Annotated in this window: 25 protein-coding genes; 7 read left to right on the top strand and 18 right to left on the bottom strand. The window is 45.4% G+C overall.

The genetic code is table 11. The annotated features are described in order from the left end of the window. The first annotated feature begins 426 nt into the window (after positions 1 to 426). A complete protein-coding gene (locus MKR94_RS14185; RefSeq protein WP_241647530.1) occupies positions 427 to 678 on the top strand; it encodes a FaeA/PapI family transcriptional regulator in 252 nt (83 codons plus the stop codon). 59 nt (positions 679 to 737) lie between these two features. Here the strand turns inward: MKR94_RS14185 and MKR94_RS14190 are convergent, their stop codons facing one another. Then, complete coding sequence (locus MKR94_RS14190) at positions 738 to 1,346, bottom strand: hypothetical protein (protein ID WP_241647531.1); 609 nt, start codon at positions 1,344 to 1,346, stop codon at positions 738 to 740. A gap of 433 nt (positions 1,347 to 1,779) precedes the next feature. On the opposite strand from MKR94_RS14190, the gene MKR94_RS14195 reads away from it, so the two are divergent. Next, on the top strand, positions 1,780 to 2,250 hold the full coding sequence (locus MKR94_RS14195) for a hypothetical protein (RefSeq protein WP_241647532.1): 471 nt from the start codon (positions 1,780 to 1,782) through the stop codon (positions 2,248 to 2,250). A gap of 39 nt (positions 2,251 to 2,289) precedes the next feature. On the opposite strand, the gene treF is transcribed toward MKR94_RS14195, so the two are convergent. Further along, entirely contained in the window at positions 2,290 to 3,957 is a 1,668-nt protein-coding gene (gene treF, locus MKR94_RS14200) for an alpha,alpha-trehalase TreF (protein ID WP_241647533.1), read from the bottom strand. Between the two features lie 264 nt (positions 3,958 to 4,221). Here treF and MKR94_RS14205 point away from each other — a divergent pair, with 264 nt between their 5' ends. Beyond that, positions 4,222 to 5,016 (top strand): siderophore-interacting protein, encoded by a 795-nt coding sequence (locus MKR94_RS14205; protein ID WP_241647534.1) that lies wholly within the window; start codon positions 4,222 to 4,224, stop codon positions 5,014 to 5,016. Here MKR94_RS14205 and MKR94_RS14210 read toward each other — a convergent pair. The 4 genes from MKR94_RS14210 to trmB all read right to left on the bottom strand — a co-directional run bounded on the left by MKR94_RS14210 (position 5,013) and on the right by trmB (position 7,895). Further along, positions 5,013 to 6,008 carry an MDR family oxidoreductase gene (locus MKR94_RS14210; RefSeq protein ID WP_241647535.1) on the bottom strand — a complete coding sequence of 332 codons (996 nt, stop codon included), beginning with the start codon at positions 6,006 to 6,008 and terminating at the stop codon, positions 5,013 to 5,015. The two genes, MKR94_RS14205 and MKR94_RS14210, sit on opposite strands and share 4 nt — an antisense overlap. A 51-nt stretch (positions 6,009 to 6,059) precedes the next feature. Beyond that, positions 6,060 to 6,776: a DUF2884 family protein gene (locus MKR94_RS14215; protein ID WP_241647536.1), complete on the bottom strand. Its 717-nt coding sequence runs from the start codon at positions 6,774 to 6,776 to the stop codon at positions 6,060 to 6,062. A gap of 73 nt (positions 6,777 to 6,849) precedes the next feature. Next, positions 6,850 to 7,176: a YggL family protein gene (locus MKR94_RS14220; protein WP_241647537.1), complete on the bottom strand. Its 327-nt coding sequence runs from the start codon at positions 7,174 to 7,176 to the stop codon at positions 6,850 to 6,852. Continuing rightward, entirely contained in the window at positions 7,176 to 7,895 is a 720-nt protein-coding gene (trmB, locus tag MKR94_RS14225; protein WP_241647538.1) for a tRNA (guanosine(46)-N7)-methyltransferase TrmB, read from the bottom strand. Before trmB ends, MKR94_RS14220 begins: the two co-directional genes overlap by 1 nt. Positions 7,896 to 8,038: 143 nt before the next feature. Here trmB and mutY point away from each other — a divergent pair, with 143 nt between their 5' ends. From mutY to mltC, 3 genes are read left to right on the top strand one after another with little or no spacing between them, the layout of a single operon-like run. Continuing rightward, positions 8,039 to 9,106, top strand: coding sequence for an A/G-specific adenine glycosylase (gene mutY / locus MKR94_RS14230; RefSeq protein ID WP_241647539.1), 1,068 nt, complete (start codon positions 8,039 to 8,041; stop codon positions 9,104 to 9,106). A gap of 19 nt (positions 9,107 to 9,125) precedes the next feature. Continuing rightward, positions 9,126 to 9,404: an oxidative damage protection protein gene (locus tag MKR94_RS14235; RefSeq protein ID WP_048912667.1), complete on the top strand. Its 279-nt coding sequence runs from the start codon at positions 9,126 to 9,128 to the stop codon at positions 9,402 to 9,404. Positions 9,405 to 9,445: 41 nt separating this feature from the next. Further along, a complete protein-coding gene (mltC, locus tag MKR94_RS14240) occupies positions 9,446 to 10,522 on the top strand; it encodes a membrane-bound lytic murein transglycosylase MltC (RefSeq protein WP_241647540.1) in 1,077 nt (358 codons plus the stop codon). A 131-nt stretch (positions 10,523 to 10,653) separates the two neighbouring features. On the opposite strand, the gene hemW is transcribed toward mltC, so the two are convergent. From hemW to MKR94_RS14260, 4 genes are read right to left on the bottom strand one after another with little or no spacing between them, the layout of a single operon-like run. After that, the gene (gene hemW, locus MKR94_RS14245) at positions 10,654 to 11,799 is read right to left on the bottom strand and encodes a radical SAM family heme chaperone HemW (protein WP_241647541.1); all 1,146 of its coding nucleotides are present in this window, start codon (positions 11,797 to 11,799) and stop codon (positions 10,654 to 10,656) included. Then, entirely contained in the window at positions 11,792 to 12,403 is a 612-nt protein-coding gene (rdgB, locus tag MKR94_RS14250; protein WP_241647542.1) for an RdgB/HAM1 family non-canonical purine NTP pyrophosphatase, read from the bottom strand. Before rdgB ends, hemW begins: the two co-directional genes overlap by 8 nt. Before the next feature lie 3 nt (positions 12,404 to 12,406). Continuing rightward, positions 12,407 to 12,961 (bottom strand): YggT family protein, encoded by a 555-nt coding sequence (locus MKR94_RS14255; RefSeq protein WP_241647543.1) that lies wholly within the window; start codon positions 12,959 to 12,961, stop codon positions 12,407 to 12,409. Between the two features lie 13 nt (positions 12,962 to 12,974). Continuing rightward, a complete protein-coding gene (locus MKR94_RS14260) occupies positions 12,975 to 13,679 on the bottom strand; it encodes a YggS family pyridoxal phosphate-dependent enzyme (RefSeq protein ID WP_241647544.1) in 705 nt (234 codons plus the stop codon). A gap of 14 nt (positions 13,680 to 13,693) precedes the next feature. Here MKR94_RS14260 and MKR94_RS14265 point away from each other — a divergent pair, with 14 nt between their 5' ends. Then, positions 13,694 to 14,731 carry a type IV pilus twitching motility protein PilT gene (locus MKR94_RS14265; protein ID WP_241647545.1) on the top strand — a complete coding sequence of 346 codons (1,038 nt, stop codon included), beginning with the start codon at positions 13,694 to 13,696 and terminating at the stop codon, positions 14,729 to 14,731. Here the strand turns inward: MKR94_RS14265 and ruvX are convergent. The 8 genes from ruvX to metK form a co-directional block, all read right to left on the bottom strand. Continuing rightward, positions 14,694 to 15,116: a Holliday junction resolvase RuvX gene (ruvX, locus tag MKR94_RS14270; RefSeq protein ID WP_048912660.1), complete on the bottom strand. Its 423-nt coding sequence runs from the start codon at positions 15,114 to 15,116 to the stop codon at positions 14,694 to 14,696. The two genes, MKR94_RS14265 and ruvX, sit on opposite strands and share 38 nt — an antisense overlap. Continuing rightward, positions 15,116 to 15,679: a YqgE/AlgH family protein gene (locus MKR94_RS14275; RefSeq protein WP_241611224.1), complete on the bottom strand. Its 564-nt coding sequence runs from the start codon at positions 15,677 to 15,679 to the stop codon at positions 15,116 to 15,118. The genes ruvX and MKR94_RS14275 overlap by 1 nt, the downstream gene beginning before the upstream one ends. A gap of 59 nt (positions 15,680 to 15,738) precedes the next feature. Next, entirely contained in the window at positions 15,739 to 16,689 is a 951-nt protein-coding gene (gene gshB, locus MKR94_RS14280; protein WP_048912658.1) for a glutathione synthase, read from the bottom strand. Positions 16,690 to 16,784: 95 nt separating this feature from the next. Next, positions 16,785 to 17,516 carry a 16S rRNA (uracil(1498)-N(3))-methyltransferase gene (gene rsmE, locus MKR94_RS14285; protein ID WP_241647546.1) on the bottom strand — a complete coding sequence of 244 codons (732 nt, stop codon included), beginning with the start codon at positions 17,514 to 17,516 and terminating at the stop codon, positions 16,785 to 16,787. Between the two features lie 82 nt (positions 17,517 to 17,598). Then, on the bottom strand, positions 17,599 to 18,300 hold the full coding sequence (gene endA, locus MKR94_RS14290; RefSeq protein ID WP_241647547.1) for a deoxyribonuclease I: 702 nt from the start codon (positions 18,298 to 18,300) through the stop codon (positions 17,599 to 17,601). A gap of 103 nt (positions 18,301 to 18,403) precedes the next feature. After that, complete coding sequence (locus MKR94_RS14295; RefSeq protein WP_241647548.1) at positions 18,404 to 18,916, bottom strand: SprT family zinc-dependent metalloprotease; 513 nt, start codon at positions 18,914 to 18,916, stop codon at positions 18,404 to 18,406. A 54-nt stretch (positions 18,917 to 18,970) separates the two neighbouring features. Continuing rightward, positions 18,971 to 20,368: a sugar porter family MFS transporter gene (locus tag MKR94_RS14300; RefSeq protein WP_241647549.1), complete on the bottom strand. Its 1,398-nt coding sequence runs from the start codon at positions 20,366 to 20,368 to the stop codon at positions 18,971 to 18,973. Positions 20,369 to 20,727: 359 nt separating this feature from the next. Beyond that, the gene (gene metK, locus MKR94_RS14305; protein ID WP_099824041.1) at positions 20,728 to 21,882 is read right to left on the bottom strand and encodes a methionine adenosyltransferase; all 1,155 of its coding nucleotides are present in this window, start codon (positions 21,880 to 21,882) and stop codon (positions 20,728 to 20,730) included. Between the last annotated feature and the right edge of the window lie 72 nt (positions 21,883 to 21,954).

Genomic DNA, 21,954 nt, shown 5'->3' on the forward strand with positions numbered 1-21,954 from the left:
TTATATTAACAATAATTATCTTAATGACTCTAATATACTTTGAGATGAGAACTTTTTATTTTTGTTCTGATTTTCATATAGGAGGAATGTTTTTACCTGCTTTATTTGTTTTCTTTTTTTGCATAAAGATTTTTGATTTAGATAAAAAAACCGCCCCGCGTTTTTTAGTCTTTACGTCTAGAATATCTTATTCGATATATTTACTCCACATGGCTATTATTTTTACCATCATAGATATATCGACATGGATTTTTGGAAGTGACGTCTTTGGGGATTTTCCAGCAAGATTTAACCTGTTTTTTATATCTTTATTTTTTTCCTGGGTAGTCAGCTATTACTTCTGTCTTTATGTCGAGGAGCGGTTATCGAGAAAAATAAAGAGATATATATTCAGAGTATGAATGATATTATAACGGAGATTACTCAATGAGTAAGAAGGATGAAGTATTGAAAGTTTTGTCTGAGCTATGCGAGAAGCATAACAGTGTGAAGGTCCAGCGTGGCCAATTACCAGATTTAGAGTTGTGGCCTAAAACTCGTGATATTTCAGATAAGTGTGATTCTAGTATCTATGTTACAAGGAGTCTATTACTTCAACTGGTTGAAGAGGGGAAAATAATTAAATCCCCCCAGCTATATTCTAATTCTCTACGTTGGTTTATTAAAGTTCGACGTTAAGAATTCTCTACCTAAAACGCTAAAGGCTCCGCTTTTATTACAACGTAGCCTTTAGCGCATTAAGGATTGATTAAACGACCTATATCTTTATAGAAATTTTCCCTAAGCTTTCCTTTTCGCAGTGTACCCTCACGGTAGAAATATACTTTTCTAAGATTGCACTGTAAGATGTCAGCGATACTTTTTGTGTTTAAATTCAACAGATAACCACGCAGTAGTGATACTTGTTCTTTAGATAGGTTGATTCTATCGTAAAAGACAACACTGTAATTTCTCTTACAACGTTCACCATCATCTTGGCAGAGGACACGTGTAAAAAAATTAAAATCTTCTAACGATAATCTCTTGTCAATTTCGTAATCTGCACTTTTTATCGACATAAATTGATGTAATATCGAAAAAATACAAATTTTTACTCCATTAATACTTTCTCTAATTCTTTTAATATCTAACTCTGGATCGATAATCACGCTATTGGTGGTCAATGTATCATAGAAGACAAGGTCAATTTGAGATCGCTGTGGATATTGAATAAGATCTTGTACAGAATTAAATCGTAGAACCAATATGTTTTTAGATATTTGTTGGCAGACTGATTCAATTGCAATTTTTGTGAAATTGCACGTATCAATGATAGCTATAGAACGAACGTATTCCTTGTTATTCATATAACACCATAATCATTACAGTTAAAGTTAATTTTATGTTTATTGATTAGTTAAGGGTATTAATATTTTCTTCTTAATTTCATCCTTTTAATTTTAAGCAGATACGGTTGATTATGTCAGGCTTTCTCTTTCTCTTCCATATACAAATTTAAAAATCTCTTAAAATAGGATTGTTACTTTTTTTGAGTTTTGTTTGGATAAAATCCTAATATTTTACTTTTTAAGTGTTTTCTTAGTTATTAGAGGAATTTTTATTATCTTCATACTTAATGTTTCCACTTATATGATTAAATAATCATTACTTCACCCTTATTATGTGATCGTGAAATGCTTTTTAAGTAAGAAAATTCCGTTTTGGGGGCTATTACTTGTCAGTTTTAACTTTGGTTGCTATGTTTCTAGCAGGCATTACAACTTACAAGGATTGATGAAGATGAAAAAGACATTAACTGCAGCAGCCATTTCAATGACCCTTCTGGCTTCACACGCTTTTGCTGATACAACGCCAACAGCTTCCCAGCAACTACAAGAGAAAACTCAGCAACTACAAAACCGAGCTTCTGAGACTTCTCAAAAAGCTCAAGACCGTGCATCGGAAACCACGACTGAATCTAAAAATCGTCTTAACGAAAACGTAGACAAAGCAAAACACCGTCTACAAGGCGACAATAGCAACAGCACTAAAGCTAAAGAAAGTGCACAGCATAGCTGGAACAAAACCAAAGAAGGTACCACCAAGGGTTGGAATAAAACCAAAGAAGGTGCCAAAGAAGGTTGGGACAAAAAAAAAGAAGCCACCTCTAAAGGTGTAGATAGCACTAAGCAAGGCGCTAGCAGCGCTTGGCAAAAGACTAAAGACGCTGCCGCAAGTGCTAAAAAATCCATTAGCGATAGCACAAACTAATTCGCTCTTGGTTAAGGGCTTCCATAAGGAGGCCCTTTTTTATTCCTCTAAAAGGTGACCATATTCATTGAGTAGGCATTGCGTCACGCCATTTGTCCAACCGAATCCATCTTGAAGCGGGTATTCGCCGCCGCCGCCAGACACATTATCACCGTCCACCACATTATATTTTTCGACGAGTTTGTGTTTTTCTTTAAAAAGTTTGCTTACTGTTTTGAGCCAGCGAACGGCGATCTCCTCTGCTAACGCATCTTCACCATATTTTTTTAATCCCTGAATAGTCATCCATTGTAAAGGCGCCCACGCATTAGGTTTATCCCATTGTTCACCACTTTCAATTGTTGTGGAGACTAAGCCGCCGGGTGCCAGGAGCTGCTCTTTGATCTGTGTAGCGATACGCTGAGCTTGAACTGGTGTGGCGAGTCCGGTGAATAGGGCCACCGAGGTTGCTGCACTGAAGAGCCCGAATTGCTCTCTTCGCCAATCATAATCGCGAAATACGCCACTTTTTGCATCCCATAGCCAGTGATTAATCGCATTCAAACGATCCTCAGCCTTCTTCTCCCATGCCAAAGCGGTAAGTTCTTCGCCATTTTTCTTAGCAATAGTGGATATCGTGCATTCTAATTTGTAGAGAAATGCATTGAGGTCAATGGGAATATATTGCGTAGTACGAATACTGGCCAACCTCATCGGGTCTCTCAACCACCGTGATGAGTAATCCCATCCAGAGGCGGCACCTGCACGTAAATCACGGAAGACTTCCCTAGAGGGTCTTTTCGATGAGGAGGCTGTTTCAATATCTTCACGCCACGATTCATCGCGAGGCGTATCACGATCGTCCCAGTAGCGGTTTAGCATCGAACCGTCCGGCATCTTAACCACATGCCGAAATGCTTGATTGGGATTAAGAGAGCCAGAACCATCCATCCAATAGTGATACTCGGAGATTAAGTAGGGTAAATAGTGCTCACTACCGCCAATATTAGCTGATTCACATAACTCAACCATTAGCGCGAAGACGGGCGGTTGAGAACGGCTAAGATAATAGGTTCTATTACCATTAGGGATATGGCCATATTTCTCAATCAACCAAGCGAAGTTATCCGCCATATTTTTCAGTAATTCGATTTTCCCGCTTTCGGCTAAGCCGAGCATTGAAAAGTAGGAATCCCAATAATAAACCTCGGTAAAACGTCCGCCTGGGACAATATAAGGTTTAGGTAATGGGAGTAGCGACGTATTAGGATGATGACTTTGAGGGTTTCTAATCATTACTGGCCATAGTGCATCAATATGCTGGCTGAGCGTCCTCTTCTCATGTTCGGCATGCGCATAGTTATGAGGCGCTTCCGGTAGGTAAAAATTGTCCTGTACAAATTGCCCTAGTGAAAAATCTTGGTTACGACGGGCCAGTTTACGATATGAGATCAAAATATCGACAGGGTCGTGTTTAGGCGCGCAATCTGCAAAGGTTTTGCTGTCCTCAAAGATGCGCTGGTTTTGCACATCCTCGAATAATTCTAAATAGCGGTCTGAAGGGGTGAGTGCGTCTGCAGACGGCATACCCGCAATATGTTCAGGTTCTGGTTCATGATCGTTGTCATGGTCAGTCAATTCAAATTCCTGAGCGTTCTCGTAAAGATCGTCCTCATCGTAATTATCGTTTTGGTTATTCGGGACCGGCTCTTTCTGTTGTCGCGACATGGCGAATTGCCTCCTTAACACATGGGCTTATGGGCAACAGGTATATCGGTTAAGTATAGACAATGAACGATAGTTGGAGGGGGGGAGGCGACTTAAGTGAGTGTAAGCTAAAATTTCATCTAAGTCCTAATGGGTCAAAATAAACAGGTTCCTAGATCGAGATTGTAAAGGTCGTTATCTGTCGTAACATGATAATAAGAATTATTACTATTAAAATTAAGCATGCAAAGGTAGACTTCGACAGATTCTTACTAAGGAGAAAGTATGACTAAAACCCTGAGTTCTGGTAAGCAGGCACCGCATCGTGTTCGTAATGAGCTAAAATTTCGCACCCTAACGGTCTGCGATAAACAATTGGTTGCAGAACAATTTTGGCGCATAGCTTTCCACTCCCAAGCATTGGAGGGTTTTACCTCACCAGGTACTGACGATCATATTAAACTCTTTTTCCCTGAAAAGAGCGCAACGGCACCCGTCATCCCAACGGTTACCGAGGAAGGTATCGTTTGGCCTGATAATCAGCGGCCGGAATCACGAGATTATACTCCCCTTGAGTTTGATGGTAAGGGGACACTCGTTATCGATTTTTACCGGCATGAGCAAGGTGTCGCCAGTGAATGGGCGGAGAATGTTAATGTGGGTGATTCGCTAACGATTGGTGGGCCACGTGGATCGTTGATCATCCCAGAAGACTATTCCCAGCAACTCTATATATTCGATGAGACGGGCTTACCCGCGATGAAACGGCGGTTACGTAGCTTGCAAGCAGACAACGTTCTACTGATCGCTTTTGCCAAGCGCCAAGTCGTCGAAGAATACTTAGGGGGGCTACTGGCCGATTACACCTTACATTGTTTAGAAGATCATACAATGGATACTAAAGGTATCGAGCAGTGTATCAGCCTCAGTAACCCGCTACATTTCCCAGCTGATGACCATTTCATCTGGCTGACGGGAGAAGGGAAAGCGGTAAAACACCTCAGCGACCACTTTATTGAGCAACGAGAGTGTTCACCGGAGTTAGTCAGAGCCGTTGCCTATTGGCATGCTAAAGATTAAGTCAAAGTTGTTTGTACAACAATGCGCCCACGAACGTTTCCTTCAAGAAGACGGTCGGCAAATTCCATGGCTTGATCCAGTTTGATGGTTTGATAGCGGATCGGTAGCGATGAACATTTGAGTAATGTCGCGAAGCGCTGCCATGCAGCATGACGCTGCGCGACTTCGCAGTACACGCTATCAACACCGACTAAGCGGATACTGCGGAGGATAAAGGGCGCGACACTGGTATTGAGTTCGAGGCCTTGAGCCATTCCACAGGCAATGACAGAACCATTTCGCTGCGTCGCTGCAAGTAAGTTAGCGAGGGTATGGCTTCCAACACAATCAATGGCGCCTGCCCAACGTTCGGCCTGGAGTTTCTTACCGGATTCAGATAGTGCATTTCTCGAGAGAATTGAACGAGCACCTAAGGTCTTAATTAGATATTCCTCAGCATGACGGTCGCCGCTAATGGCGATAACCTCATAGCCCAGCTGCGCTAAAATCCATGTACTAAAACTGCCGACTCCACCACTGGCTCCGCTGACGGCAATCGGGCCTTTTTCTGGGGTAATTCCTTGTTGCTCTAACTGTAAAACGGCGAGCATAGCGGTTAGACCCGCTGTGCCAATCAACGCCGCATTAAAGGAGGATATCTCCTCAGGTAGTGCGGTCAGCCATTCAGCTTTCGCTGAAAACTTTTCAGCGAGTCCACCATGGTACTGTTCACCAATTCCCCAGCCAGTGACGACGGCGAGTCTCCCGATTGACCACTCTGTTAATTCGCTGGCAATTACCTCACCAATCATATCGATACCGGGGATCAACGGAAACTGGCGGATAACCGGAGCTTTGGCACGGAGCGCTAACGCATCTTTATAATTAAGTGAGGAGTAGAGAACGCGAAGAGTAACGGGAAGGTGCGTGAGAGTGGTCTCATCGACTGCGGAAAGTGTAGCGGAATTCTTATCGATTTTAGGGTCGGCAAGCCAAAGAGCGTTAAACGTCATAACTTTTCTCCCAGATGCTGAAAAAAGAAGGGACCTCTAGGGTCCCACCTTTTATTTTGCAGACTTGTAGAGCGCGATACGCTGTGTCTCAAGTTGGGTAACGCGTTGGCAAACTTGTTGGCCAAATTGTTGGAAATCGTTTTCGTGCTGTTTCCATTCTTGCTGAACCGCTTGTTGTAAACCACCCAAATTACCGACTAATGCTTGTAATGGGTTACCGTTACTACTGAGGTTCTTCATATTACCCATTTCATTTAGGCTATCTTGCAGTACGCCGCCCATCGCATTTTGTACTAGTTTTTCACTGTCTTGATGAACGCTATCGATAGCACTGTGATGATAGGTCATGACATCATTTTTTTGCGAGAGAACTCGTGCAAATTGTAATTTTAGCTGGGAGTTTAAGTTATCCAAACGTTGATGAATCCCACTTTCTGCGCCGAGTTTTTCGGTAATGATTCGATCTAAAGCAGTTTTTGCTTGGTCGAGTCGTTGATGCGCACCCTGATTAATCCACGGCATATCTTTACGCACAGCGGCTTGATAATTGATGGCTTGCTGACGTACCGCTGCGGAGGGCTGAAGAGCCTTACCATTGAAAGTAATATCCCCATTAGGGGTAATGACCATGGTGCCATCACTTCCGACGATAGCGACACTTTGTGGTGACAGGGTAATATCATCTTTAGGGATTGAATCACACTGATAAGCAGCATGAGCTTGTACGGCTGAAACAAGTAGCGTAGCGAGTAAAACTTTGCGTAGCATGGAGTTTCTCCAGAAAGGGGGAGGGGTTGACGGACAATACAGGCAGTATTATCCGTCTTAAGGTTATACTGACTTAGTCCCACCAAACATCAAACAGTTCTGTCACTTGGACGTTTTCTAAGCCCTTAGCAGAGAGCCATTGGCTTACCGCCGTGCGGTGTTCGTCGGTACATTTACCGGTTTTCTGTAAGCAGACTAAACCTTCCCATTGTAGATAGCCACTGCCATCGTAAGCCAGCCCTTGTGGTTCAATCACTTCACTGATGAAGTCATCAACAGTCTTATCGATTGTGGTCGTATCGGTACCCGCTGGGAACGACCAAGCGACAGAGAAGCCAAACTCTTGAAACTCATCAAGATGTAATTTTTTACGTAAACGACGACTACGATTAACAGCCATTATTTAATCCTCTCAAACATTAAATCCCACACACCATGTCCTAAGCGGTGACCCCGCTGCTCAAATTTGGTAAGTGGGCGTGAATTTGGCCGAGGGACATAAAGTCCTTCCGGCGATTGGTTGATATAGCCTGGGATGGACTGCATAACTTCGAGCATATGCTCTGCATAATTTTCCCAGTCAGTGGCCATATGGAATACACCGCCAAGTTTCAATTTGCGGAGGATAAGCTCAGCAAAAGGGATTTGTACGATACGGCGTTTGTTATGGCGTGCCTTATGCCAAGGGTCTGGGAAGAAAAGTTGAGCAAGACGTAATGAATTATCAGGAATCATCTTTTCTAACACTTCTACTGCATCATGACACATGACACGTAAATTGGTGACGCCAGCCTCTTCCGCACTGGCTAGGCATGCGCCAACCCCTGGCGCGTGGACTTCGATACCCAAAAAATTCTGATGAGGATTGGCTTTGGCCATCTCTACTAAAGAGGCTCCCATACCAAAACCAATTTCCAACACTAATGGGGCTTCGCGGCCAAACACCTGCTGAAAATCTATAGGCTCAGCACTGTATTCAATTCCATTGATTGGCCAAAGTTCGTCAATGGCTTGTTGCTGGCCTTTGGTAAGGCGGCCTTGGCGTCGAACAAAACTTCTTATCCGGCGTAATGGACGCCCATCTTCATCAAATTCTGGTGTAATGACGTCATTAATCATAATAAGCCTACAAATGTTTCAATTTTAAGTGGGGATTATGCAAAGTTAAGCATGATTAGCAAGCCTTTACCAAGCAGTGGTTTACTTAATGCCAGGTCTATGCTGCAATTTATCTATCTCTCTTCACGAATTCTGTACAAACGATGTTAACTACCACCGATGCGTCATCTTTTGCTAACCAAGTCTTGACATGGTATCACCAGTTTGGCCGAAAAACGCTGCCTTGGCAGCAAGAAAAAACGCCCTACAAGGTATGGTTGTCTGAAGTGATGCTTCAACAGACGCAAGTGGCTACGGTCATTCCCTATTTTGAGCGTTTTATGGCACAATTTCCAACGGTTGCCGAGCTGAGTGCCGCGCCGATTGACCATGTGCTGCATTTATGGACGGGCCTCGGCTATTATGCGCGAGCACGTAATCTTCATAAAGCGGCCTGCCAGGTAATGCGTGAACACCAAGGCCAGTTTCCAGAGCGATTTGAGCAGGTCGTTGCCTTGCCAGGGGTTGGGCGCTCAACGGCGGGAGCAATACTCTCCCTTTCTCTAGGTCAACATCATCCTATTTTAGACGGAAATGTGAAGCGCGTATTGGCCCGTTATTATGCGGTAGCAGGATGGCCGGGGCAGCGTGAAGTTGAAAGTAAATTATGGGCATTAAGTGAAACAGTTACCCCTAAACAGGAGGTTGCAGCGTTTAACCAAGCAATGATGGATTTGGGGGCAATGGTTTGTACTCGTTCGCGCCCTAAATGTGAGCTTTGCCCGCTTAATGATGGCTGTATTGCGTATGCTCAGCACAATTGGCAGGATTATCCAGGTAAAAAGCCCAAAAAAGATCTCCCAACTCGAGAAGCTTGGCTATTGTTAATGAAGCAAGACGATAGAGTATTGTTGGAAAAACGGCCCAGTCTCGGTATTTGGGGGGGATTGTACAGTTTTCCTCAATTTTCCGATCGCACAGAGATGGAACAATGGTTATCGCAGCGTGGCATTAAGGCTACGCCACTACAGTTGAATGGCTTTAAGCATACCTTTAGCCATTTCCATTTACAGATTATTCCGGTGATGATAGAGCTGACTACTATTACGGCTTTAATGGAGGAATCTGTTACTCTCTGGTATAACTTAGCGCAGCCGCAATCGGTGGGATTAGCCGCACCGGTACAACGTATTTTGAACGAATTAAGTCACGAACTCGCCATAGCGCATTAATAATTAACAGGATTGACCTATGAGCCGTACAATTTTTTGCACATTTTTAAAACAAGATGCTGAAGGCCAAGACTTTCAACTTTATCCAGGTGAGCTAGGTAAACGTATTTTCCAAGAAATTTCTAAGCCAGCATGGCAGCAGTGGATGGCCAAGCAAACCATGTTAATTAATGAACAAAAATTAAACATGATGAATCCAGAACATCGTAAGATTATTGAGCAAGAGATGGTTAGCTTCTTGTTTGAAGGGAAGGATGTTCAAATTGATGGCTACACGCCGCCAGAGCAGTCAAACTAACTAATATTTAAACTTACGCTAAGCAGCCAGAACGCCATCTTATGAAAAAATTGATTCCCTTAGTGCTTATCGCACCACTGCTTGTCTCTTGCTCGAGTGATAAAAAAAGTGTTTTTCACGAAGATTGGGTAAAGGACACCAATGGTTTCGATATCCTTATGGGCCAGTTCGCGCATAACATCGAAAACATTTGGGGAATAAACGAAGTTCTGATTGCCGGTCCCAAAGACTACGTAAAATATAGCGACAACTACTACACACGTAGCCACATCAACTTCGAAAGCGGTAAAATTACTATCGAATCGATATCGGGTACTAACCCGATGGCGAGCTTACGTGAAGCGATCATTACGACGCTATTGATCGGTGAAAATCCAGGTAATGTCGATCTCTATTCTGATGCTAACGATATCAACCTGAGCCAAGAGCCACTACTTTATGGCCAGGTACTCGATAACACCGGTCAACCCATTCGTTGGCAAGGACGGGCGGGAACCTTCGCCGATTACCTGCTTAAATATAAATTGCATCGTCGGGTTTCTGGGATGCACGTTATTTGGTCCATTACCATTCCGATGGTACCTAACCACTTAAACCAACGTGCTCATCGTTACCTGCCAATGGTACGCAAAGCCTCTGACCAGTATGGGGTGGATGTTTCACTGATATTGGCCATCATGCAAACGGAGTCCAGTTTCAACCCCTATGCAATCAGTAATTCTGATGCGTTAGGGCTGATGCAGGTTGTCCAACATACCGCTGGCGTCGATGTCTTTAAAATGAAAGGCAAGTGGGGTAAACCGAGCCGTAGTTACTTACTCGATCCAGAAAATAATATCGATGCAGGAACGGCGTATCTGTCTATTTTGCAGAACAGCTATCTGGCAGGAATTACCGATCCCCAATCCAGACGCTATGCAGTCATCACCGCTTATAATGGTGGTGCAGGAAGCGTATTGAAGGTCTTCTCGAGTAATAAAGACAAAGCGGTGGCGATTATTAATGCGATGCCACCGACGGAAGTTTATCGTATCTTGGTACGTAATCATCCTGCTGCTGAATCACGCCGTTATCTGTATAAAGTGGATAAAGCGCAGCGCAGTTATTTCCGGTATTAAACGTTAATCCGAATCAGTAAAGTGCCTTGCTCGAGTGAGGCACTTTTAGTCAGATAATAGTTAACCTTGTAGCCAACTCATGTAGAAAGCGTCCCAAAGATAAATAAAATTCTCTTGGGGCACGCTTTTTTCTATTTCGTTTCCGGTAGGAACGCTTCAAGTAACGAATTTAAGAATAATTTCCCTTTAGCGGTGATTTGCCAATGCTCAGCAGTTTCTTGTAAATAGCCTGCCTGAATAGCGTTATCGAGTGCAGGCCGTACTTGTTGTTCTGCCAAGCCAGTTAACTCGACGAAATCTTGACGCGGACAGGGTTCCAATAAGCGAAAACGATTCATAAAAAATTCGAAGGCTTTATCTTCGTCGGCAACCATAAATTGCTTATCGAGGTATTCCCCCCGCATAAACCCTTTAGGATGGCGCGTTTTTACGGTACGCATAATCTTGCCATCCGCTAGCGTAATTTTGCCATGCGCCCCACAGCCAATACCGAGATAATCCCCGAATCGCCAGTAATTAAGGTTATGTTCGCAACGGTAACCGGGCTTAGCATAGGCCGAGGTTTCATACTGCTCATACCCTGCCTCACGCAGTAGCTGATCCCCTCGCTCGAAAATATCCCATAAATCGTCATCATCGGGTAGCTTAGGGGGACGAGAAGCGAATAGCGTATTGGGCTCAATCGTTAATTGATACCACGAAAGGTGAGGAGGATTGAGCGCAATCGCTTGGCGTAAATCGGCTAAAGCCTGCTCGATACTCTGATCCGGGAGACCATGCATCAGATCGAGGTTGAAACTCCGTAGCCCTAAGCCCGATGCGAGTTGTGCTGCACGCTCGGCTTCTTGCGGACCGTGGATCCTTCCTAGACGTGTTAATTTCTCCGCATCAAAGCTTTGTACGCCAATCGAGATACGGTTAATTCCTGCATGTTGGTAGCCACTGAAACGTTCTGCTTCAACCGTGCCGGGGTTGGCCTCCATTGTCACTTCACAGCCAGTGGAGAGAGGGATACGCTCGCGTACCCCATCCATCAGCAGTTGCATGGCTTGGCTACTCAATAAACTCGGTGTCCCCCCACCGATAAAGATCGTTGAGAGTTGCCGTCCTTGAACTAAATGTAGACTCTCATCTAAATCTTTTAGTAAATGCTCAACATATTCCTGATGCGGCACCTCGCCCTTGAGGGCGTGAGAGTTGAAATCACAGTAGGGGCACTTTTGGACGCACCAGGGAATATGAATATATAAACTGAGTGGGGGCAAACCTTTAGCCATTACGTAATGCTTCCATCAGTTGCTGCAAAGCTTGGCCACGATGGGAGAGTGCAGATTTCTCTGCCTTACTCATTTCCGCTGCCGATTTCTGTTGCTCAGGGAGATAAAATATCGGGTCATAGCCAAAACCGCCTTGACCGCTAGGTTCGCGAGCAATCATGCCCGGCCAGCGGCCGTAGCAAACGATAGGGGTAGGGTCGTCTGCATGGGCTAAATAGACCAAGACACAATGGAAAGCAGCTTGTCGCTGTGCATCCGGTACGTCCTGCATGGCCGTTAATAGCTTATTCAGGTTGTCGGTATCACTGGCGGTTTCGCCAGCGTAGCGTGCAGAGTAAATACCGGGTACGCCTTGTAGGGCATCGACGGCTAATCCTGAATCATCGGCAATCGCGGGTAGGCCAGTCACACGCGCAGCATGTCGGGCCTTAATCAAGGCATTCTCGATAAAGGTCAGTCCAGTCTCTTCAACTGAGCCTACACCGAGTTCGGTTTGCGCGGTAATCGTTAAGCCAAAATCGCGTAGCAATTCGGCCAGTTCGCTCACTTTACCGGCATTACCGGTGGCCAACACAACATTTTGTGGAGCAAGATGATTCGTCATAATTTATAACCAAACCCAGAGATTAGGGAAAAGATCCATACCGAGATAATTTAATGCATAAAGAATAAGAATGACGATCATCGCCGAGAAGTCTATTCCACCCATCGCCGGTAACCAGCGTCTAATGGGCGACATTAATGGTTCGGTAAGTTGGTAAAGTACGTAGTCAACAGGGCTACGACCTTGGCTCACCCAGCTCATAATGGAGCGGATCAAGATAACCCAGAAGACCAGGTTACCTGCAGCCTTAAGCAGGGATAACACCCCAATTAACATTAAGCTTAGCGAGAGCGAGAACCCCCCCTGATTAATCGCAACCAGTAGAGGGTATTTGAGTGTCGTTAAAATAAATGCGAGGAGTAGCGACGCACCGTCAATCGGACCGATCGCTGGCACGACGCGACGTAAAGGACCAATAATCGGCTGAGTCAGTTTGACCACGAACTGCGCCAGTGGGTTGTAAAAATCACAACGCGCCCACTGCATCCAGATTCGCAACAGCAGTACGAGCACATATAGCTCGATAAAAGTTTTGACCAAAAACGTCAAGGTATACATAAAGCTCCTTAGCTTATTCTGAAGTAGTAGGGTACTGACGGGCACCAAAAATCGCGCTACCGACTCGTACAAGGGTACTGCCTGCGGTGATCGCCGCATCAAGGTCATCACTCATACCTAAGGAGAGTGTATCGACCTCAGGATAGTGCTCTGCTAAGGCGTGGTAGAGCTTCGCCATACGCTGGCAAACCGCTAACTGCCTTGGGTAGTCAGGTTCTGGCGCTGGAATAGCCATGATCCCTCTTAACCTTAATTGGGGAAGCTGATAAATTGCCGCAGCCAATGCGTTAAGCTCTTCGACCTGAATGCCCGATTTACTGGACTCATCACTGATGTTCACCTGAATCAAAATATTCAACGGGGGAAGGTGTTCAGGACGTTGCGCGGAAAGACGTTGTGCCAGTTTTAAGCGGTCAACGGTATGGCACCAAGCAAAATGCTCCGCGACTAAACGACTCTTATTCGACTGCAATGGCCCGATAAAGTGCCAGTCAATGTCGGATAAGTGAGCCAAGGCTGTAATTTTACTGACCCCTTCTTGCACATAATTCTCACCGAAGCCGCGTTGGCCGGCGTGATATGCCGCAACGATATCGCTCTCAGGCTTAGTTTTACTTACAGCAAGTAAAGTAATTTCTTGAGAACTACGCCCACAATGCTGAGCAGTATCGGCGATCCGTTGTTCCACTGAGTGTAAATTTTGAGAAATGGATGTCATAACCGGGAATCACTATGGAGTTAACAGAATTAATTGCGCGTAGTGTAAAACATAACGCGAGTGATCTACACCTGTGCTGCGGAGAATTTCCCCGTTGGCGCAGAGAAAATAGGATCCATATCATCCCTCATACAGAGAAATTAAGTCCTACTTGGTTTGAGCTGTTCATTCGCCAGCACACTACAGCACGTTTACAGCAACATCTTACTCAGCAAGGACATTGCGATTTCGCGTTTTGTAGTGAACAAGGAATACGTATCCGAGCCTCCTTATTCAAACAGCAGCTGGGTTTTTCGCTCTCATTACGAATACTTCCCGCACAAGTAAAGACAATTGAGCAGTTAACGCTACCCAGTGCCTTTATTCAGCGCGTGAAAGGCGAGGATGGACTACTTCTTATTACGGGGGCTACCGGATCAGGCAAATCGACGACACTGACGGCAGTGATCGATCACCTTAATCAGCAGTGTCAGCGGCACATTCTGATGCTCGAAGATCCCATCGAGTATTGTCACAGTCCTGTGCAATGTCTGATTCAACAGCGGGAGATAGGTGAACATGTCAGTGACTTGTATAGCGGGATAGTCGCAGCGTTACGTCAAGATCCCGATATTATCGTGATTGGCGAACTACGTGATACAACAACCATTAAGCTCGCGCTAACCGCGGCAGAAACTGGCCACCTTGTCCTCGCGACGCTACACAGTACAGATACCACTCATGCCTTACAGCGACTGGTGGATGCTTTCCCCCCCCATGAGCGCGATACTGCACGTCAACATTTGGCACAAAGCTTACGCGCAGTGATAGCGCAGCAACTTCTTTATCGGGCAGATAAGGTACTCCCTCTTTATGAGCTACTCATTAACACTAAAGCAGTCGGGAATCTGATCCGTGAAGCTAAGCTTCATCAGCTACAAGCGCAACTGGAACAAGGTAGTCAAGAGGGGATGGTTTCATTTCGGCAATCGTCTGCACAATACCATCAAGAAGACAGCTTCTCGCTACAAAGTACTACTGATAAAGATTTTCAAACCAACTTTCTAAAATAATCACCGCAGACTGAGAGTCAACGCGTCCTTTTGATAAGGACTTAAATCCCCCTTTTTCGAAGAGCCGAGCGCGGGCTTCAGTCGTACTTAAACGCTCATCTTGTAGCTCGACCTTTTTTCCCAATCTGCCATGTAGACGATTGGCGAATTTCTTTGCCCGCTGAGTCAGTTCCTGCTCGCTTCCGTCCATATTAAGCGGAAGACCGACAACTAAATAATCGGGTTGCCACTCCTTAACCACTTTTTCGATTAACGTCCAATCCGGCACGCCATCTTGGGCTTTTACGGCAGTAAGAGGGGAGGCCGTTGCCGTTAAGGTTTGACCCACGGCGATACCGATACTGCGAGTACCGAAATCGAACGCAATAATGGTGTGGTTACTCATTAACTATGTCCTGCTTCACTAGCGATCATATGTATATTTATACCGAGTTTTGCTGCCGCGGCGGACCAACGCTCTGATGCGGGCAAATGGAAGATAATATCGCTGGTGGCAGGGACGGTTAACCAGGCATTCTCCAAAATTTCATTCTCTAGCTGCTGTTGTTCCCAAGCGCAATACCCTAGGGCTACCAGCACGTGCTCGGGGTGATGGTCAGTGGTAAGGGCCTCAAGTACATCTTTGGAGGTAGTGACCATGGTCTCAGGGGAAACGTCGATACTGGAAGCATATTTTTGGGACGAAGTATGGAGAATAAATCCACGATCTTCAGACATGGGGCCTCCGGTAAACACCGGTTGCTCAAGCTGTCGTTGGCAGCCATCTCCAGAAAGCTCAATATCTAGTTTGGCTAATACGCCTTCGACATTAAGATTTTCTAGAGGTTTGTTGATGATAATCCCCATAGCACCGTCAGCGTTATGTTCGCAGATATAAACCACGGAACGCTTGAACAACGGGTCCTCTAAGGTGGGCATGGCAATCAGGAAATGGTGCTGTAAATTCATACCGTCTCAAGTGATTAAGTTTCTGGTAACCGCTGGGCTACCAGAAAGGTTGAACAAAATTACGCGTTAGCTAAACGTTTTTCGATGGCATCCATCAGCATACCAGTAATTGATACCGGGAATTCGGCTTCAATTTCACGAATACAGGTAGGACTTGTGACATTGATTTCTGTTAATTTATCGCCAATGATGTCTAGGCCAACAAAAATAAGTCCTTTCTCTTTCAGTGTGGGTGCCACTTTGCGGGCGATGGCCCAATCACTTTCACTTAACGGACGAGGCTCGCCACGGCCCCCCGCGGCTAAGTTGCCACGTGTTTCCCCTGATTTGGGAATACGAGCTAAGCAATAGGGAACGGGCTCGCCATCGACGACGAGAACACGTTTATCGCCCTGTTTAATTTCCGGGACAAAATTTTGTGCCATACAAAACTGTGTACCTTGCTGGGTAAGGGTTTCCCAAATGACAGAGAAGTTTGGATCGTCTTGTTTCACGCGGAAAATAGATGCGCCCCCCATACCATCTAGCGGTTTCATGATGATATCACCATGCTCCTGCCAGAAATCACGTAAGGTCTCACGACTGCGGGTAACTAAGGTATCTGGAGTTAAGTCTGCGAACCAAGCCGTAAAGAGTTTCTCATTACAGTCACGTAAGCTTTGTGGCTTATTAACGATAAGCGTGCCTTGCTCTTCAGCTCTTTCCAAAATATAGGTCGCGTAGACAAACTCGGTATCAAAAGGGGGATCTTTACGCATAAGGATGACATCAAGATCGGCCAGAGGTAAGGTCTGCTCACTCGTGAATTCAAACCATTTCTCTTCGTTTTGCATAACGGTCAGGCCGCGAGTACGCGCCGAAGCGACACCTTTGCGCAACGATAGATCGTTCATCTCCATATAATGGATTTCGTAACCGCGTTTTTGGGCCTCTAATAACATCGCAAAACTACTGTCTTTCTTGATATTGATGGTTGTAATAGGATCCATCACAATACCCAGCTTAATCATTTACAACCCCTTCAAAATTTAGTGTTTTCACTAACATAGAACTCAGTATACCCAAGGATCCGTCGAGCGCTTTACTGATGATGCCAGACAGTTATTTATCCTAAATCACCGAATCGTACTTGCAGCGCGGTAATAGCCGTTAAAGCCGTCGTTTCGGTACGTAATACCCGTGGCCCTAGTAAAATATCAGTAAAGTTGTCCGCACTGGCCTGTTCAATTTCAGCGACGGATAATCCACCTTCCGGCCCAATAAGTAGCCTTACCTTATTATTGGGTAGGGTAAGACGATTAATACTTTGTGAGGCGCGCGGATGAAGATTGAGCTTAAGCGCATCACTGTCTTCAGAAAGCCACTCTGCTAACGTCATAACAGGGCGTATATCAGGAATGCGATTACGTCCGCACTGTTCGCATGCGGCAATGGCAATTTTTTGCCATTGTGAAAGTTTCTTTTCAAGACGCTCTTTATCCAGTTTTACACCACAACGCTCAGAGATTAAAGGTGTAATAGTGTTAACCCCTAATTCAATCGATTTCTGGATGGTGAATTCCATTTTCTCGCCCCGTGATAACACTTGGCCTAAATGAATATCGAGAGGAGACTCGCGGTCATCGAGTTCTGCTGTGGAGGTCTCAACGGTAACATGCTTTTTACTGGCTTCCACGATCGTTGACAGGAAGACCTGATTGCTGCCATCAAATAACAGTACTTGCTGCCCGGCGACCATGCGTAACACTCGGCCAACATGATTGGCGGCGTCTTCAGAAAGCTGAACACGTTGATCACTGTGAAGGGGGGCTGGATGAAAGATGCGGGGAATGCGCATGGTCTGATCTCTTAATTAAAAATAAATGAATCGCTTTGATAACTATACCGTATAGCTTGACCGCTGAGTCGACTAATTGCAATTAAGGGGCTAACTCTTGACACTGCTTGGCGACCCAAGGATTAGCATTACCTTGAATTCGAGCGATACGACGGTCGCGCTGACATTCCCAAGGGGTAACAGGGTAAAGCTTATTCCACGCCATCAACAGTTGTGTCTGTTGGCGTGAAAGCGAAAGATGATATTGGTCACGCATATATAACGTAATTCGGGCAATCGGACCCCGTGCCCGTGCAGCAGGTTGAGTGAGTTTAGCTTTAAAATCATTAATCATCTCACAGGCGCCGTATTGCGTAGGGGTACCATTCCATTGGCTATAAGCAAAGTTATTACGGTCACCGTTTACTTCACCAATGGCGGGCTCCAGATTATGGAGATCTGCTTCGATTCGTCGATATTCGCTATCCTTGCGACAATTTTTTCTTCCTCCCTGTTGCCAACATTGACGTTGATGGCCAAATACCCAAGCCGGTACGATGTGTTCCCACTCTATACGAGAGGCTCGTTGTATATTTTTACGTGGCTGGTAGCCACAAGAGGCTAAATCCGGAAGACCTTTTTTACCCTGCCAATGAATATCGCAGCCACAATAAAATTCCTTAGCGCCTTGGTTGATCTCGACAGAGGCCTTTTTAGCCGCTTGAAAATTGTTCTGCTGATAGTCTTTAGCAAAGGCTGGGAAGATTGAAAAAAGTAAGGTGAGAAAACTGATTTTGAGACGCATATTCTAGAAAAGTATCAAAGTGACATCGATACGCGATAATAACTCATTCTAGTGCAAAAAGTTGCGTAAAACACAGGCTAGCGTTAGTCAGATATTTCCGTATTCATCCCTGAAATTCACCTCTTCTTAGCGGTGCAGCGCAATGGCGGCAGCAATATTCCGTCTCGCCGCGCACGACGCGATTATGGCGTCGTACCGTCAGGGCATGCTGCTGGCAATTGCAATAGTAGGGGAAGGTCTTACCCGCAACGGACGTCGTTACAAGGCGATGAGTTCGCTCGGCTTTTACCTTCAATACCTCCTCCATCATCCAGCGCCACTCTTTACCATGAGGCGCCACACGGCCAAACTTTTTCCATACCAGTAGATGGGCAAGTTCGTGCGGTACCACCTGTTCCACAAAGGCTGACGGATTCTCTTCACACAGTATCGGGTTAAGGCGGATCTGCCATTCCTTTAGCCAAGCGCTACCTGCGGTCGTTCCGCGTTGTTGCCAGCTGATAGAGGGCTCAGGAAGGAGCTCATCAAAGAAGGGAGTGGCAAGGCTGAGATGATGACGTAACGATCGATATATAGCTTGCTGTAAAGCGATAGGTAGGCGCTGATGTTTTTTCATGGGGCTAGAATAACATAAAAAAAGGGGGTGAACCTGTCACCCCCCTTATCTGAATTAATCGCGTGATCCGATATCTTTCAGTTTTTTACCTTTCATTAGATTTCTTTCAATGTGTTCCAGGGAAACATTTTTGGTCTCTGGAATCAGGCACAGCGTCAGAACGATGAACACTACGTTCAGTGCTGCGTATAGCCAGAAGGTTCCCGCATTGCCTAAATTAGTCAATAGCGTTAAGAAGGTCGCACCGACTATCATATTAGCAATCCAGTTGGTTGCCGTAGAGACGGTGATACCAAAGTCCCGACCTTTCAGTGGCTGAATTTCTGAACACAGTACCCAGATTAATGGACCAGCACTCATTGCGAAACCGATGATAAACATCAACAGCATAGCGATAGCGAAGTACTGCGCACCGGCTGAATGGATACCTAAATGCAGCATAGTGCCTAATATACCCATCCCAGCAGCCATCACGATAAAGCCGAGGATCAGGGTAGGCTTACGGCCCCAACGGTCTACTAAGCCAATGGCAATGAAGGTCGCTAAGACGTTAACCAATCCAACGATTACTGTTCCCCACATTTGCTCAGTGGTGTTGGTGAACCCCGCAATTTCGAAAATTTTCGGTGCATAATACATGATCACGTTCATACCGGTGAACTGCTGCACAACTTGCAGTAACACGCCCAGATACACGGCACGACGGAAATTACTATTACCTTTAAACAGCGCCCAGCCCGTCTGTTTGATTTTTAAGCTCTCGCGAATTTCGTCCAATTCGCGTTTAGCTTGTTCACTGGTATCACGCAGACGGTCAAGCACTTTCTGAGCGTCATAAAATTGCCCCTTAGCCGCTAACCAACGTGGGCTATTCGGAAGGAAGACAACACCGATTAGTAACAAGGCAGCAGGGATAGTGATGACCCCTAACATCCAACGCCAATCACCACTGTAGCTCAGCGCGGTGTCAGAAAGATATGCACCCAGAATACCGATAGTGATCATCAGTTGGTAAAGAGAAATCATACTGCCGCGAATTTTTTCCGGCGCGATTTCAGAGAGATAAAGTGGGGCAGTGTAGGAGGCAATCCCGACAGCCAGTCCTAATAGTACCCGTGCCGAAATCAGCATTTCCGGTGAGGTCGCTAAGGCTGACCATAACGAGCCAATAACGAATAAAATAGCACCGGCCATTAAGCTTTTTTTACGGCCGAGAGACGAGGACATCCAGCCACTGCCGACAGCTCCCACTGCGGCACCGAACATCATTGAGCTGACAATCCACTCTTGTTGATGAGGTGTCACGTTGAACTCTTTGGCAATGAAGGGCAGTGCCCCTGCAATAACCCCAATGTCTAGACCAAATAATAAACCTGCGAGTGCAGCGAGAAAGCAGACGAAAAACGTCATCATTTTATTTGACGTTCTACGTTTTGAGTTATTTACAGGCATGAATGCCTCCGATGTTAGATTTCTTATCTTTGCAATTGTACGTAACTATGTGTCAATTATCAGTGAGCCAGATCACAGCGATGTAATCGATTACATCGAAGTCTAATTAAATATGATTCAACAGCTTGGTAAAGACCTCATTCACGGGTTCTTGACGGAACTATACATAAATATCGGGTATTTATAGCCTTAACCTCTGAATAAATCATATTTTTTTTACCAATTGAAGAAATAGACTACATTTCGACTTGAAAAAGACGATGTAATCGTTATCACTTGGAGCCGGCTATAGGGCTATTCGGGGGAATAAAGAGGGAGTAGAGGGAGAGACTAGGGGGAATTCCCCCTAGTAAGAGAAACTATTTCAGATTCGCTGCATCACGCAGGGCTTCAGCTTTGTCTGTTTTTTCCCATGGGAAGTGTTCACGGCCAAAGTGACCATATGCAGCCGTTTCACGGTAAATAGGATGTAACAGATCTAACATCTGGATTAAGCCGTAAGGACGAAGGTCGAAGAATTCGCGGACCAACAGGGTCAATTGCTCTGTTGGCAGCTTTTCAGTACCGAAGGTCTCGACCATGATTGAGGTCGGCTCTGCAACACCAATCGCATAGGAAACCTGAATCTCACAGCGGTCTGCTAAGCCTGCCGCAACAATGTTCTTCGCAACGTAGCGCGCGGCATAGGCTGCTGAACGGTCAACTTTCGATGGATCTTTACCTGAGAACGCTCCGCCGCCGTGACGTGCCATACCGCCGTAAGTATCAACGATAATTTTACGACCAGTCAGACCACAGTCGCCCATTGGACCACCAATTACAAAGCGCCCTGTTGGGTTAATAAAATATTTGGTGTTGGCCGTCAGCCATTCGGTCGGCAATACTGGCTTGATAATGGTTTCCATTACAGCTTCTTGCAGCTCTTTCTGACCGATTTGTTCAGCATGCTGGGTAGAAAGTACAACCGCATCGATACCGACAATTTTATCGCCGTCGTATTGGAAGGTTACTTGGCTTTTAGCGTCTGGGCGTAACCACGGAAGAGTCCCGTCTTTACGTACTTCTGATTGGCGTTGGACTAAGCGGTGAGCATAAGTCACTGGCGCGGGCATCAACACATCAGTTTCATTCGTCGCATAACCAAACATCAGACCTTGGTCACCTGCACCTTGATCGAGGGGATCTTGACGGTCAACCCCTTGATTGATATCCGGTGATTGTTTACCGATTGCATTTAGTACTGCACAAGAGTTGGCATCAAAGCCCATATCAGAATGAACGTAACCAATATCACGAACGGTTTGACGCGCAATCTCTTCGATATCGACCCAAGCTGAGGTCGTAATTTCACCACCAACTAAAACCATACCGGTTTTTACATAAGTCTCACAGGCCACACGTGCTTTGGGATCTTGCTCGAGGATTGCATCTAAAACGGCATCAGAGATTTGATCGGCGATTTTATCGGGATGCCCTTCAGAGACTGACTCTGAGGTAAAAAGATGTTTAGCCATTATATAGTTACCTTGCTTAAGGGATTTAATTCGTGTGCACTGATAATAAGTGCTGCCTCAACATCGCCGTCT

It is taken from the genome of Rosenbergiella metrosideri (assembly GCF_022602565.1).
GTDB lineage: Bacteria > Pseudomonadota > Gammaproteobacteria > Enterobacterales > Enterobacteriaceae > Rosenbergiella > Rosenbergiella metrosideri.